Genomic DNA, 14,569 nt, shown 5'->3' on the forward strand with positions numbered 1-14,569 from the left:
GCTGACTGGTTCACAGACCGACTCGTCAGCATCAGCCAGCATTCCGCGGAGCGGCCGTAACCCGCAAGCCACGGATCCGATTGGCAAACTCCTGCTCCAGATGGCGTCTGCCGGCAGCACCGCTTCGACGGATTGAACGGGCTTTTCCCGCCGCGGGAAATGGGTCGCGGCCGGGGGTCCCGATCAGGTGGCGATGCGCACGGGGACGGATTTCGCGGCGGGCGTTCCGGTGATGTGGTCGTGGTAGTCGAGCGGCATGAGCGGGTTCAACTCCGGGTAATATCCCGCGACCGAGCCGCTCGGCATCGGATAGGCGACGACCGTCAGCCCCGCGACCCGCCGGGGCCGGCCGTCGCGGCTGATCGTCTCCAGCGCCACCGCCTGGCCGTCGGCAAGCCCGCGCGCGGCGATGTCGCCCGCATTCATGAACAGCACCATGCGGTCGCCGTGGATGCCCCGGTAACGGTCGTTGTAGCTGTAGATCGTGGTGTTGAACTGGTCGTGCGAGCGGATCGTGGACAGCCGCAGCATCTGCGGGTCGTCCACCGGGTCGTTGACCTCCAACCCCGGCAGCGGCAGGAAATTCGCCTTGCCGTTCGGCGTGGCCCAGACGCGCCGGCGCGGCGGCACATCAAGGTGAAAGCCGTGCGGCGCCTTGATGCGGCTGTTGAAATCGGCATAGATCGCCGGATAGACATCCGCGATCCGGTCGCGGATCGCGCTGTAATCGTGGATGTATTCGCCCCATGGCGTGCGGCTGCCGGGCAGGGTGGCCAGGGCCATGCGGCAGACGATCTCGACCTCGGGCAGGCAGTGGGGGCCGGGCGGCTCCAGCACCCCGCGCGAAGCGGTGACGTTGGCCATGGCATCCTCGATGGTCACGAACTGCTCGCCCCTGGCGGTGCGGATGATCTCGGAACGCGCCACCACGGGCAGGATCAGCGCGTCCCGGCCATGGACCAGGTGGCCCCGGTTCAGCTTGGTCGCGATGCCGACCGTCAGGTCCAGCTTGCGCATCGCCGCATAGGTCCGCTGGGTGTCGGGCATGGCACGGGCGAAATTCCCGCCCATGCCGATGAAGACCTTGGCCTCGCCGCGCAGCATGGCCTCGACCGACTCGACGGCGTGATGGCCGTGTTCGCGCGGCGGCTCGAAGCCGAAGACGGCGGCAAGCCGGTCCAGGTAGTCCTGCGACGGCTTTTCGTCGATGCCGACGGTGCGGTCGCCCTGCACGTTGGAATGGCCCCGGATCGGCGCGATCCCGGCCCCCGGCTTGCCGAAGTTGCCGCGCAACAGCAGCAGGTTCGCGACCTGCTGCACCAACCGCGATCCCTGCTGGTGCTGCGTCACCCCCATGCCATAGCAGATCATCGTCGCCTTCGAGCGGATATAGATCTCGGCCAGCCGCCGGATCTGCGCCTGGTCGATGCCCGAATGGCGCTCCAGCGCGGCCCAGTCCAGCGCCTCGATCTCGGCCCGGACCTTGTCCAGCCCCGCGGTATGGGCGTTGACGAAGGGCCAGTCGATGACGTCCTCGCCCGCCGCGTCGCGTTCGAAGATCACCTTCATCATCCCCTTCAGGATCGCCAGGTCGCCGCCGATCTTCACATGCACGAATTCGCTGGAGATCCTGGTCGAGCCGAAGGTCGCCATCTGGACCACGTCCTGCGGCTCGGCAAAGCGGATCAGGGCGCGTTCGGGCATGGGGTTGATGGTGACGATGGGCACGCCGCGTTTGCGGGCCTCGACCAGGTTGGTCATCATGCGCGGGCTGTTGGTGCCGGTGTTCTGGCCGATGATGAAGATCGCCTCGGCATGTTCGAAATCGGCCATGACCACGGTGCCCTTGCCGATCCCGATGGCGGGCTGCAGGCCGCGGCTGGTCGGCTCGTGGCACATGTTCGAGCAATCGGGGAAATTGTTGGTGCCGAACTCGCGCACGAAGACCGCATAAAGAAAGGCCGCCTCGTTCGGCGTCCGGCCCGAGGTGTAGAACTCGGCCCGGTGCGGGCTGTCGAGGCCGCGCAGGTGCCGCCCGATCAGCGCGAAGGCATCGTCCCAGCCGACCGGGACGTAATGGTCGGTCGCGGGGTCATAGCGCATCGGCTCGGTCAGCCGGCCCTGCATCTCCAGCCAGTAATCCGACCGCTCCATCAACTCGCTGACGCCGTGGCGGGCGAAGAAGTCGCGGGTGACGCGGGATTTCGTCGCCTCATGCGCCAGCGCCTTGGCGCCGTTTTCGCAAAACTCCAGCTTCTTGCGGCAATCGGCATCGGGAAAGGCGCAGCTGGGGCATTTGAACCCGCCGGGCTGGTTCATCGACAGCAGCGCGCGCGAGCCCTTGGTCAGCACGCTCTGCTCCATCAGCACCCTGGCCGTCGCCGCCGCCGCGCCCCAGCCTCCGGCGGGATGGTGATAGGCCTTGTAGACGGGTTTGCGGTCGGGCATCGGCGCGGTTCTCCTGTCGGGCCGTGCAGGCCCCTGCCCCCGATGGCAACAGACAGGCGCCGCGATTTCAACGGACAGCCTGTCGGCCCGTCCTGGACAATCTGTCCGTTGATCTTGCCCCCGCCCCCTGCATCCGATGCTTGCCAAGCAAGGCGGGCCGGTGCCACTGTCCCGCCGAGGGAGAGGATGATGGGAACCCAGAACGACCCCCGCCAGGAAGCGCATGCCGCCCAGGGCGACGCGCTGGCGCAGGCCACGATCCTGGTGGTCGAGGACGAGCCGGGGATGCGCAATTTCCTGGAACGCATCCTGTCGTCGAAATGCCGCGCCATCCGGCTGGCCGCGAACACGGCCGAAGCCACGGCCCTGGTCGCCCAGACCGATTTCGACCTGGTGATCCTCGACAACCTGATGGAGGGCCAGCGCGGGGTCGACTGGCTGCGGGAACAGCGGCCGCTGGGCTTTTTCCCGCCCGCGATCCTGATGACCGCCCATGCCGACCTGGACACGGCCATCCAGGCGCTGCAGGCCGGGGCCTCGGATTTCCTGCTAAAGCCGTTTCGCACCAACCAGCTGCTGAACACCATCGCCCGCTGCCTGGAAGGCGAAAGGCTGCGGCGCGAGAACCTGATCCTGCAGCAGGAATTGCGCAACAATATCGACCTGGGCCGCCTGCGCAGCGAGTTGATCGGCAGCTCGCCCGCCATCGAGCGCGTGCGCCAGGTCATCGCCCGCGTGGCGCCGACCCCGTCCTCGGTGCTGATCACCGGCGCCTCGGGCACGGGCAAGGAGGTCGCGGCGCGGATGATCCACGCCCTGTCCGACCGGGCGCGGATGCCCTTCGTTGCGGTGAACTGCGCCGCCATCCCCCGCGACATGCTGGAAGACGAGCTTTTCGGCCATGTGCGCGGTGCCTTTCCCGCCGCCGACCGGAACCGCGAGGGGCTGTTCAGCTCGGCCCGCGGCGGGACGCTGTTTCTGGACGAGATCGCGGAACTGCCGGTCGCCTTGCAGGCCAAGCTGTTGCGCGCGATCGACGATCGCCGGATCCGGCCGCTGGGGTCCGAGCGCGAGACGGCGGTGGACCTGCGCCTGATCTTTGCCGCGAATGCCGACCTGGACCGCACCGTGGCCGAGGGGCGGCTGCGCGCGGACCTGCTTTACCGCATCAACGTGCTGCATATCCACATGCCGACCCTGGCCGAACGCGGCGGCGACATGTTCGACCTGGCGGAACTGTTCATGGACACCCTGTCCCGGACGCTGGCAGCGCCCAAGGTGCCGATCACCCCCGAGGTGCGCGCCGGCATGGCGACCTATGACTGGCCGGGCAATGTCCGCGAATTGCGCAACGCCGTCGAGCGCGCGCTGATCCTGGGCCGCTTCACGCCGCTGGTCGCATCGCTGGGCAGGCGCGACGGCCAGACGCTGGCCGAGATCGAGCGGCGGGCGATCCTGGGCACGGTGGCCGCCTTCGACGGCGACCGCGAGGCGGCGGCGGCGCAGCTGGGCATTTCGCGCAAGACCATCGACCGCAGGCTGGCGGACTGGAATGGCTGAGCCGGCGCGTCCGCTCAGCCGCTCGGTGCGTCACAAGCTTCTGGCCATCGCCCTGCTGCCGGTGCTGGTGATCCTGCCGGTCTTTCTGGGGGCGACCATGCATCAATGGTCACTCAAGCTCGACCGGCTGCTGCTGGTCAAGGTCAACAGCGACCTGACCGTGGCGCAGCAATACCTGGGCCGCATCCTGGAAACCACCGGCGAGCGGATCGAGATGCTGGCCCGCTCCGAAGAATTCGCGCGCACGGCCGATCCGGCCGCGCTGCTGGACAGCCATCGCCACAGGCTGGGGCTGGATTACCTGTATCTGGCCCGCCCGGATGGCCGCGTGGTGGCGTCCAGCCCGCAAGGCATCCGCCCCGCACCCCCGCGCGACGCCGCATCCGCGCGAAACACGCTGGAGGTTTTCGACCGGAACCAGCTGCGCGCCCTTTCCCCGGCGCTGGCCGCGCGCGCCGAAATGGAACGGCCCGGCAATCCGGCGGCAGGCCGGGCCCCGGTCGAGACGCGGGGCATGGTGGCACAATCGCTCGTCCTGGCCAGGCTGCCCGGCAGCGAGGCCGAGGCGGTCCTGGTCGGGGGGATCCTGCTGAACCGCAACCTGTCGGTGATCGACAGCATCAACGCCCTGATCTATCGCCCCGAAAGCCTGCCCGAGGGCAGCCACGGCACCACCTCGCTGTTCCTGGGCGACATGCGCATCGCCACCAACGTCACGGTCCCCGGCGGCGTCCGGGCGCTGGGAACCCGCGCCTCGGCCGCGGTGCGCGAGCGGGTGATCGGCCAGGGGCAGGTCTGGCTGGACCGGGCGCAGGTGCTGGACGACTGGTATGTCTCGGCCTATGCCCCGCTGGCCGACGGCGCGGGCCGCACCATCGGCATGATCTATGTCGGCATCCTGGAACGCCCCTTCGCCGAAGCCCGGCGCCGCACGGTGGGCTGGGTGCTGGTCGGCTTCCTGTGCGTGGCGCTGGTGACGGTGCCGCTGTTCTTGCGATGGGCGCGCGGCATCTTTCGCCCGCTGGAGCGTATCGGCGCCACCTTCGAGCGGGTGCGGTCGGGCGACCTGGCCGCCCGCACCGGCATCAGCCGCGGCGACGACGAGATCGCCGAACTGGCCCTGGCCCTGGACGGGGTGCTGGCGCAATTGCAGGACCACGACTGGCAGATGCGGGCCTGGAACGACGAGCTGAACCGGCGCGTGGACGAGCGCACGACGGCGCTGCGGCGGGCCGCGCAACAGCTCGAGACCGCGACATACCAGCTGGTCCAATCCGAAAAGCTGGCCGCCCTTGGCGAAATCTCGGCCGGGATCGCGCATGAGGTGAACAACCCGCTGGCGGTGATCCAGGGCAACCTGGACGTGCTGCGCGAGGTGCTGGGCAAGGCCGCCGCCCCGGCCGAGACCGAATTGCGGCTGATCGACGAGCAGGTGCAGCGCATCTCGCGGATCGTCGCGCAATTGCTGGACTTCGCCCGGACGGACCAGACCGCGGAAGAGCATCCCCTTTCCGATCCGGGCCGGGCCGTGGCCGATTGCGTGCCGCTGGTGGCGCATATGCTTGCCCGGTCCTCGGTCTCGCTGCGCCGGGACATCCGCTCGGATCGGCCGGTCCGCATCAGCCGCATCGCCCTGCAGCAGGTGCTGGTCAACCTGATCGTCAACGCGGTCCATGCCATGCCGCGGGGCGGCGAGATCCGCATCCTGGTGCAGGACCAGGACCGCGACGGCGCGGCAGGGGTGATGCTGCAGGTCTCGGACCAGGGCGAGGGCATCCCGCCCGAAGTGCTGAAGCGCCTGTTCGAGCCCTTCGTCACCAGCCGCGGGCGCAGCGGCGGCACCGGGCTGGGCCTGTCGATCTGCCGCAGGCTGGTCGAGCGGCAAGGCGGCAGCATCGCCGCCAGCAGCGATGCGGGTGGCAGCACCTTCCGCATCTGGCTGCCCGCCGCGTGATCCCGCCGCCCGGCCTTGCGGGCCATGGGCGGCGGGCGCAGCCATCAGCCGAACAGGGCCGCGGTCTTCATGATCGTCGTCCACACCCCCCAGGCCAGCGGGATGCCGACCGCCGCCCAGGCCAGCATCGCCGGCAGGTCGAACCGGCCCCGGTCGATCCCGAACGATCCGCTCTGGACCTGGCCGGCGGTTGCCTCGCCGGCCTGCAGGGCCGCGACCTCTTCGGGCTTCATGAACCACTTCTCGTCCAGCGGCCGCACCAGCGCGTTGCAGACCAGCCCGACGGCCAGGAACCCGGCAAGGATATACATCGTGTAGTCGTAGGCCTGCGCCCGCGGCACGCCCGCCGCGATCTGCGCCTCGCGCAGGTAGTTCACGACGACCGGGCCGACGATCCCCGCCGTCGCCCAGGCGGTCAGCAGCCGGCCGTGGATCGCGCCCACGAATTGCGTGCCGAAGACATCCGCCAGATAGGCCGGCACGGTCGAGAACCCGCCGCCATACATCGAGATGATGACGCAGATCATCGCCACGAACAGCACCTGGTTGCCCGAGTGCGCGGCACTTGGCGCCAGCAGGTAAAGCACGATCCCCAGGCCGAAGAAGATGAAATAGGTGGTCTTGCGCCCCAGCCGGTCCGAGGCCGAGGCCCAGCACAGCCGCCCGGCGATGTTGAACAGCGACAAGAGCCCCGCGAAACCCGCGGCGATGGCCGCGATGGCCGCTTTCTGGCCGGCGTCCAGCTGGGTAAAGCCCAGGTCCGGCCGGCCGACCAGCGATCCGGCGAAGATTTCCTGCAGCATGGGCGAGGCCATGCCGATCACCCCGATCCCGGCCGAGACGTTCAGGCACAGCACCAGCCAGATCAGCCAGAACTGCCGGGTCTTGTGCGCGTCCCTCAGGTGGACGTGATGCCGGGTGATCATCCCCGCCTTCCGGGCCGAGACCTTGGGCTGCCAGCCTTCGGGCTTCCAGCCGGCGGGCGGCACCCGATAGCCGAAGGCGCCGGCCAGCATGAAGACGAAATAGACCGCCGCCATGACGAAGAAGGTCTGCCACACGCCGACGCCGGTCACGGATTGGAAATGGTTCATCAGCCGGTCCGCCAGCGGCGCCCCGATCATCGCGCCGCCGCCAAAGCCCATGATCGCCATGCCGGTCGCCAGGCCGCGCCGGTCGGGAAACCACTTGATCAGCGTCGAGACCGGCGAGATATAGCCCAGGCCCAGGCCGATGCCGCCGATCAGGCCCGAGCCGAGCCACATCAGCCACAGTTGATGCGTCATCACCCCGAAGCCCGAAACGACCATGCCGCCCGACCAGCACAGGGCCGCGACGACGCCCGCCCTGCGCGGGCCGGCGGTTTCCAGCCAGCCGCCCCAGATCGCGGCCGAGGAACCCAGCAGCACGAAGAACAGCGTATAGATCCAGCCCAGATCGGCGACGCGCCAGTCGCAGCTGGTCGTGAACAGGGCCGAAACCAGGCCCATCCCTTCGCAGACGACCGGGTCGCTGATGCCGATGGCGCGCGACAGCGGCAGCCAGAACACCGAAAAGCCATAGGCCATGCCGATGCACAGGTGGATCGCCAGCGCGGCGGGCGGCACCAGCCAGCGGTTGAAGCCCGGCCGCGCTATCGTGCGCTCGCGGGACAACAAGGGTGCCCGGAATCCTGGAAAATCTTCTATGGCCGTCATCATTCCCCTCCCTGAAACGAATATGCGCGCGCGACCCGTCGGAACCGGCCGCCGCCTGCCCTTTTTCTTGCGAGCATGGACGCTTATCCCCCCGTCCCGCTCCCCTCGGGTTTTGGCACAAGGTGCGGAATGCATAGGGTTGATTTCAATGGACAATCTGTCCAGCCGCCAGGACAGGTTGTCCGGCGCGCCCCGGCCCAGGCCGGAAACCGTCAGGAAATCAGGCCGTTTTCGCCCGGCACGGAAGGGTCAATGCAGGTCCGGGCGACCCGGCAGTCAGAGCGAAACGATGCTTCCCAGCAATGCCCCGATCCCGGCATTGCCGATATTGTTATGCGCATCCGTTCCGCCCGGAACCGCCACTACCACCTTGTCGGCCAGATAGTTGTTCACCCTGCCCGCGACGGGCCGATGGCCGGACGAGGGGGGAAAGCCGCCATGGCGCAGGGCATCCACATGCTGCGCGCCATTGGCCCCCATCGCGCCATAGCGGTCGTTGGCGTCCCCGATCGCCATCGTCCCATCGCCCGCCAGGCGCGAGGCAAGTGCATAGTAGAAGGTGCAGGCCCGGTCGTTATGCGTATGGGTGATCGCGATCGGACCGCGGACCCGCTGTTCGGCCAGCACATCGGCAAAATATCCCGGCCCCGCCGGCGAACTGGCCGCCAGCCCGTTATGCGAGAAGGCGGCTTGCAGCAGGGTCAGGCTTTGCGGGCGCAGCGATTTCATCTGGGACGCGCAGGCCGTGACCAGCCTGCCGCCGAAACTGTGGCCCGCCAAGTGAAGCCGGGTATTCGCCAGGAAGGGCTGGGGGTCCAGGTAGCCGCCCAGCATGCGGCCGACCTTTCCCGCACGGCGCTTCATCGGGTAATAGGTGAACTGGTTCGCCAGCCGCGCGATGCTGGCCAGGGGGCCGCGGACGACCTGCCCGGCGCCCTCCCCGCCGGCCGCGCCACCGTCTTCGCCATCCCGCGGCACGAAGGGTTTCGCGCTGATCTGGAACAGCAGCTCGGGGTTGCTGTTGGCCCGGCGGGCGATCAGCTCCGCCTCGTCCGAAAGCTCGGCATCGTCCCCGGCGGCCAAGGCCTGCATCCGCCTGGCCAGTTCCGCGGCCAGGGCGGCTTTCGTCTCGGCGCTGGGATCGCTGGCCGCGGCGCGGGCCAAGCTGCGCAGCCTGGCGTTCTCCTTGCCGGGCAAGGACTGGCGCAGGATGCGTTCAAAGGTCCGGGGGTCGAGGTCGGACGGCCCCCCCGCCAAGGGCGCGGCCAGCGCCCCGCCTGCGGTCTCGCGCCCGGCCCGGTCGTCGAAATCCGTGGGAAAGGCGACCGAAGGCCAGGCGATGCCGGCCAGCACGAAGCGGCGCGAGGACGGGATATGCGGCCGGGCATTGCGCCAGATCGCCTGGTAAAGCCGCGCCGCCTGTGCCTGGGTGTTCTTCCAGCCGTGGGAAAGGACCAGCACATCGGTCGCCTGCACCCTCTGCATGGCCTCGTGCAGCGCGTGCAGGGGCTTGGGGTTGTCGCCCAGGCGGCCCTCGCTGTCGAAGCTCAGCCAGACCAGGGGGGTTCCGTCGATATCGGGCATGGTTCGCTCCTGCGGTCAGATGGATTGCAGCGCACGCATCAGGTCGGCCAGCCCGGCGCCCTGGAAGCTGGGAACGCGGCCCAGGTCGGTCGCGCTGTCCATGAGGATCTGCTTGACGCGCTCGGGCTGGCCGATGAACTCGCGCCGCACGGAAAGCAGCGCCGCGACAAGGCCCGAGACATGGGGCGCGGCCATGCTTGTGCCCGAGCGCTCCTTGAAGCTGGCGATGCGGTCCTTGTCGCCCGGATGGCACGAAACGATCCGCTCGCCCGGCGCCAGAAGATCCGGCTTCATCCGGCCATCGACGGTCGGCCCCTTGGCGGAAAAGAACGAGACCCCGTATTCATGCGGCCGGTCGCGATGGGTCGAGCCGACGGTGATGGCCAGCTCGGCATTGCCGGGATCGGCGATGGTCGAGGCGTTGGCGCTGGAATGCAGCCTGCTGTTCTGGTCGTCGACATAGCCGAAGCCCGCATTTCCCGCCGCGACCACCACCACCACGCCCGAGCGCACCAGCCGGTTGACCTCCTTGCAGATCGAGCTTTGCCCCGCTGCGAACCAGGTCGGGTCGAAGCTGTAGCCAAGGCTCAGGTTCAATCCGTGGATGCGCAGGTTGCGACCGTATTCGTTCAGCCGCTGCACATAGCCGATGGCGGCGATGACATTGCTGATGCCGCTGTCGTCGCGGGCGCGCGACAGCACCTTGAGGCTGATCAGCCGGGTTCGCGGCGCCACGCCCAGGATCACCTCGGGCGGCCGGGCAAGCGAGCTTTCCTCGACCCTGATGCCGTCGGGGCGGGTGTCGATGCTGATGTCCATGCCGTCGATCAGCGGCTTGCCCTCGGGCGTCTGCATCCTGACGTTGGTTTCGCCGGCGATGATGCCGGCGACATGGGTGCCATGCCCGTCCTGGTCGCACAGCGCCGCCTTGGCCGCGGCGCTGTCGCTTTCATGCGTCCGGGTGAAGTCGTAGTGGTTCAGGCCCGCCGGCGGCTCCAGCGTGTCGTAGGGCCGGAAATGCGGATGCGTGCCGTCGATGCCGGTATCGGCAACCGCCCAGACGATATCCTCGCCCTGCGCGCCGAAGGCGACCCGCGCGGCATCGCATTTGATGGTCTTGTAGGATTTATAGACGCTCGCCTGGAAAGGCTGGTCCAGCCACAGCTTGTAGATCGGCCCGTCCCGCTCTTCCTGGCAGTTCTGCGCGATGCGCCGGATGGTGCCGCGCGACAGCCGCCCGAAAAGATAGCCTTCGGTAAAGGACGAGGTAACAAGGTTGAGTTCGTCAGACGCGTTGAAGCCGATCTTTTTCCACGGACCCTGAATCTCGGCCAAGGCCAGGATTTCGGCAACGAATCCCAGCTTTCGTTCGTTCGCGACATCGGCCTTTTCCCGATAGCTCGCGACGAGCGCCGCCCGAGCCATGCGCGCGCCACCTGGGAAATTATTGTTCATCTCGATCATGACGGAAAATGCGTCCCTGGCCGAGCCGGGCGGTTTTCCTTGCGTCATTGCCTCGTAGAGATCCCGCGACACGCAGCTATGAAGCAGGATGCTGTTCGGATCCATATTGCCGGGGGTCTCTTCAGCGGTCATGAAGTCCACCTCATGCAGCCTTTGCAGCATATTGAGATTACCGGGGTTTTTCGAAGCGCGCAACGAGAATGGGGGCAATCCGCAAAAGCAAGGCGCCCGTTTTCGCGCGGTGAAATTGGGGACGCCGCTGAAATCCCCTTCCTTTGAATCAGCCTATGACGTGCCTATTCGGACCGAAATGCATTGCCTGGAAGGCCGGTCAATCGCCCGCGCGGCAAACTGGCGGGCAATGGCAGGCATTTTGTTTGCGACGCCCCGGTTGCCGCATCGGCGCCGTCAATAAAAGCGCAGGCGGCCGTCGTCCCCCTGTTCCCTGTGAACCGGGATGCCATAGAGGCGGGACAGGTTCCCGGCCGTCATCGTCTCTGCGACCGTCCCCGAGGCGAGCAGGCCCGAACGGTTCAGGAGCAGCGCCCGGTCGGCGATGGCGGCGGCGTGGTCGGGATCGTGGCTGGACAGGATGATCCCGGTTCCCGCATCCGCGAGGCGACGGATCGCATGGCCGACCTGCCGGCGGTTGGCGAAATCCAGGCTGGCGGTGGGCTCGTCCATCACCATTGCCGCCGCCTCCTGCGCCAGCGCCCGCGCGATCAGCACCAGCTGGCGCTGGCCGCCCGAAAGCCGGGTGACTTCGGCCCCGGCCAGGTCGGCGATGCCAAGCCTGTCCAGCGCCGCCATCGCCCGTTCCGCCTCGGCCCGGCCCGGACGGGCAAAGGGACCAAGCCGGGCCGCCGCCCCCATCAGCACGATGTCGAGGGCGGTAAAGGCAAAGGGCGTCGCCAGCGCCTGCGGCACATGGGCCAGCCGGGCGGCGACCTGGAGCCGCGACAGGCGGGACAGCGGCTCGCCGCCCAGCGCGATCCGGCCATGGACGGGCGGGATCAGCCCCAGCAGGGTCCGAAACAGCGTGGTCTTGCCGGCGCCGTTCGGTCCCAGCAGGCAAAGCACGCTTCCCCGATCCAGGCTCAGATCGATGCCCCGGATCAGCACCTTGCCGCCATGGCCGATGGCAAGGCCCGTGGCGGTCAGCAGCGGGGTCATTCGCTCCATGCCTTCGCCCCCCGCGCCAGCAGCCAGACGAAAAGCGGCGCGCCGAGGACCGCGGTCAGGATGCCCAGCGGCACCTCGACCGTGGCGATGCTGCGCGCGCTGGTATCGACCAGCACCATGAAGCCCGCGCCGATCAGGACGGCCGCCGGCAGCAGCCGGTCGAAGCGGGGGCCGGTCAGCAACCGCGCCATATGCGGCACCATCAGCCCGATCCAGCCGATCACCCCCGCCAGCGCCACCGCCGCGGCCGTCATCAGCGTGGCGCAGGCGATGACCAGCAGCCGCAGGCGGGTGGCGTCGATGCCCATCGACCGCGCCTCGTCGTCGCCCATGGCCAAAAGCCCGATCCGCCAGCGCAGCGCCAGCAGCGGCGCAAGCCCGACCAGCAGCGCAGGCAGCGCCGCCGCGATGTCCGGGCGCTTGACCCCGGCCAGGCTGCCCATCAGCCAGAAGGTGATGGCGGGCAATTGCTGCTCGGGGTCGGCCAGCAGCTTGACCAGCGAGATCCCGGCCCCCGCCAGCGCGCCGATGGCGATGCCGCACAGCACCATGACCAGCACCTGTCCCGCACCGCGCAGCACCATGGTCAGGCCCAGGACCATCGCCACGGTGGCAAGCCCGGTGCCGAAGCCCAGCATCTGGATGGCCATGACCGGCCAGCCCAGCAGGATGCCCAGCACGGCGCCGAACCCCGCCCCGGCCGACACGCCCAGGATGTCCGGCGAGACCAGCGGATTGCGGAAGGTGGTCTGGTAGGCCGCCCCCGCCGCCGCCAGAGCCGCGCCGACCATGGCCGCCGCCAGCACCCGCGGCAGGCGGATGTTCCACAGCACCGTCACCGCCTGCGGGTCCGAGCGGTCCCCCGACAGGACAGCCACCAGCTGCTGCGGCGCGATCGCATAGGGGCCGACCGCGGCGCCGATCGCCAGCGTGGCGATCAGCCCCAAAGCGAGCCAGCCGTTCAGCCGCCGCTCAGTCACCCAGCAAGGCCGCCAGCGCGGCATCGTCCGGGCGCCGGCCATAGAACAGCGCGTAGAACTCGGCGATCTTGGCGTGCAGGTCGCCGGTCGCGGCCTGGGGATAAAGCTTGTGCGAAAGCCAGATCAGCCCGGCCAGGCGATTGACCGAAGGCGGCGCGTCGATAAAGCCGAAGGGGACCGCGGGCGCCAGATGGACGCGCCCGTTCGCCACCGCGGGAATGCCCCGCCATTCCGGCATCTGCGCCACCTTGGCGGCGAAATCCCGGTCGATGGTGACGATCACGTCCGGCGCCCAGGCCTGCACCTGCTCGGGCGAGACGGTGGCAAGCCCGTCGCCTTCCGTCTCGACGACATTCCTTGCGCCCACGCGCTCGATGATCTCGGCATTGATCGAGCCGCGGCCGGCGGTCTCCACCCCTTCCGGCCCGCGCGCAAGATAAACCCTGGGCCGCGTGGTCTGCGGCACCTCGGCCAGAAGCGCGTCCAGATCCGCCAGCGTGGTTTCGGCATATGCCGCCAGGGCCTCGCCGCGCGCGGGGACGCCGAGCAGGTCGGCCATCTGCCGGATCGACCGCGGCATCTGCGCAAAGCTGCCGTCGATCAGCACATAGGGCACGCCCGCCTGTTCCTGGACCCGGCCGGCCAGATCGACATAGGTCGCGTTCACCGTGCCGTAATCCACGATCAGGTCGGGCCCCGCCGCAAGCAGCACCTCGAGGTTCAGCGTGTCGCCCCGGCCGGTCAGCCGCCCCAGTTCGGGCAGGTCCGCAACCTCGGGCCGCAGCCAGGCCAGATCGGCCGGCTTGGGCGCGCGGACCCAGCCGATCATCGCCTGGGGCTTCAGCGTATAAAGCAGCGTGGCCGCAGGGGGGCCGGCGGCAAAGACCCTGGCGGGATCGACCGGAACCCGGACCTGCCGTCCGCCGGCATCGGTCACGGTCTTGCCCTCCTGGGCAAGGGCGGGGCCGGCCGCGACCAGGATCGAAAGCACGCCGGCCAGGGCGCGGCGGGTCAGCCGCATCATGCCATCGCTCCGAACGCGGCCTTGATGTCAAGAAGCGGCGTGCCGTCCAGGCAATCCAGCCCGCGCACGATCAGCACCGGCCCCTCGACCGCCAGCAGCCGCACCACCGACGAGGCGATCGGGTTGGGACGCACCGGCGAGCGCAGGGCAAAGGTGCCGGTCGCGCGCTCGCCGAACTTCGGGTTCTGCAGGACCAGGTCGCGCCGCGCCCGGTCCATCCAGTAAAGGATCTGCAGGCTGGCATGCGCCTCGATCCCGGTCAGTCCCGGAACCCAGGGCTCGAACAGCTCGATCCGGCAGTCCGGCCCGTCGGCGGCATCGCCGCGATGCGGGCAGTCGCCGCGTCGGGTCCAGGGCGTGTGGATGCGGCCGATGAACCAAAGCTGCGCGTCGAAGCCCTGCGGCGGGACGACGGCCTGCTCATGCGGTCGCAGGTCGTCGGTGCCGACCTCATTCATCCACGCCCACCATCACGTCGGACGCCTTGATGACGGCCGAGGCGCGGCTGCCGACCGCCAGGCCAAGCTCCTTCACCGCGTCATTGGTGATCGAGGCTGTCACCACGCTGCCGCCCAGGTCGATGCGGACATGGCTGGTGACGGCGCCGGTGACGATCTCGACCACCGTGCCGGGCAGGACGTTTCTTGCGCTGAGCTTCATCTGGAAATCTCCCTTT

The 14,569-nt window shown here is 68.8% G+C and carries 11 protein-coding genes; 2 read left to right on the forward strand and 9 right to left on the reverse strand.

Translation table 11 applies throughout. The features are described from left to right. Positions 1-183: 183 nt before the first annotated feature. Entirely contained in the window at positions 184-2,448 is a 2,265-nt protein-coding gene (locus E3U25_RS19510; protein WP_116221804.1) for an FdhF/YdeP family oxidoreductase, read from the reverse strand. Between the two features lie 189 nt (positions 2,449-2,637). Here E3U25_RS19510 and E3U25_RS19515 point away from each other — a divergent pair, with 189 nt between their 5' ends. Continuing rightward, positions 2,638-4,008 (forward strand): sigma-54-dependent transcriptional regulator, encoded by a 1,371-nt coding sequence (locus E3U25_RS19515; RefSeq protein ID WP_116222411.1) that lies wholly within the window; start codon positions 2,638-2,640, stop codon positions 4,006-4,008. Next, complete coding sequence (locus tag E3U25_RS19520; protein WP_116221803.1) at positions 4,001-5,962, forward strand: sensor histidine kinase; 1,962 nt, start codon at positions 4,001-4,003, stop codon at positions 5,960-5,962. The genes E3U25_RS19515 and E3U25_RS19520 overlap by 8 nt, the downstream gene beginning before the upstream one ends. A gap of 44 nt (positions 5,963-6,006) precedes the next feature. On the opposite strand, the gene E3U25_RS19525 is transcribed toward E3U25_RS19520, so the two are convergent. From E3U25_RS19525 to E3U25_RS19560, 8 genes are all read right to left on the reverse strand, one after another. Next, positions 6,007-7,659, reverse strand: a complete 1,653-nt coding sequence (locus tag E3U25_RS19525; protein WP_116222410.1) for an OFA family MFS transporter — start codon at positions 7,657-7,659, stop codon at positions 6,007-6,009. A 276-nt stretch (positions 7,660-7,935) separates the two neighbouring features. Beyond that, positions 7,936-9,243: a hypothetical protein gene (locus E3U25_RS19530; protein ID WP_116221802.1), complete on the reverse strand. Its 1,308-nt coding sequence runs from the start codon at positions 9,241-9,243 to the stop codon at positions 7,936-7,938. Between the two features lie 15 nt (positions 9,244-9,258). Beyond that, on the reverse strand, positions 9,259-10,839 hold the full coding sequence (locus E3U25_RS19535) for a S8 family peptidase (protein WP_208861597.1): 1,581 nt from the start codon (positions 10,837-10,839) through the stop codon (positions 9,259-9,261). A 276-nt stretch (positions 10,840-11,115) separates the two neighbouring features. Beyond that, entirely contained in the window at positions 11,116-11,880 is a 765-nt protein-coding gene (locus tag E3U25_RS19540; RefSeq protein ID WP_244295146.1) for an ABC transporter ATP-binding protein, read from the reverse strand. Beyond that, positions 11,877-12,893 (reverse strand): FecCD family ABC transporter permease, encoded by a 1,017-nt coding sequence (locus tag E3U25_RS19545; protein ID WP_116222408.1) that lies wholly within the window; start codon positions 12,891-12,893, stop codon positions 11,877-11,879. Before E3U25_RS19545 ends, E3U25_RS19540 begins: the two co-directional genes overlap by 4 nt. After that, positions 12,862-13,893, reverse strand: a complete 1,032-nt coding sequence (locus E3U25_RS19550; RefSeq protein WP_116221801.1) for an iron ABC transporter substrate-binding protein — start codon at positions 13,891-13,893, stop codon at positions 12,862-12,864. Before E3U25_RS19550 ends, E3U25_RS19545 begins: the two co-directional genes overlap by 32 nt. Then, positions 13,890-14,351, reverse strand: coding sequence for a tRNA (N6-threonylcarbamoyladenosine(37)-N6)-methyltransferase TrmO (tsaA, locus tag E3U25_RS19555; RefSeq protein WP_116221800.1), 462 nt, complete (start codon positions 14,349-14,351; stop codon positions 13,890-13,892). The genes E3U25_RS19550 and tsaA overlap by 4 nt, the downstream gene beginning before the upstream one ends. Then, positions 14,344-14,553 carry a TOBE domain-containing protein gene (locus tag E3U25_RS19560; protein WP_072463037.1) on the reverse strand — a complete coding sequence of 70 codons (210 nt, stop codon included), beginning with the start codon at positions 14,551-14,553 and terminating at the stop codon, positions 14,344-14,346. The genes tsaA and E3U25_RS19560 overlap by 8 nt, the downstream gene beginning before the upstream one ends. Between the last annotated feature and the right edge of the window lie 16 nt (positions 14,554-14,569).

Origin of the sequence: Paracoccus versutus (assembly GCF_029909795.1) — a bacterium.
In the GTDB taxonomy this organism is placed as follows: domain Bacteria; phylum Pseudomonadota; class Alphaproteobacteria; order Rhodobacterales; family Rhodobacteraceae; genus Paracoccus; species Paracoccus versutus.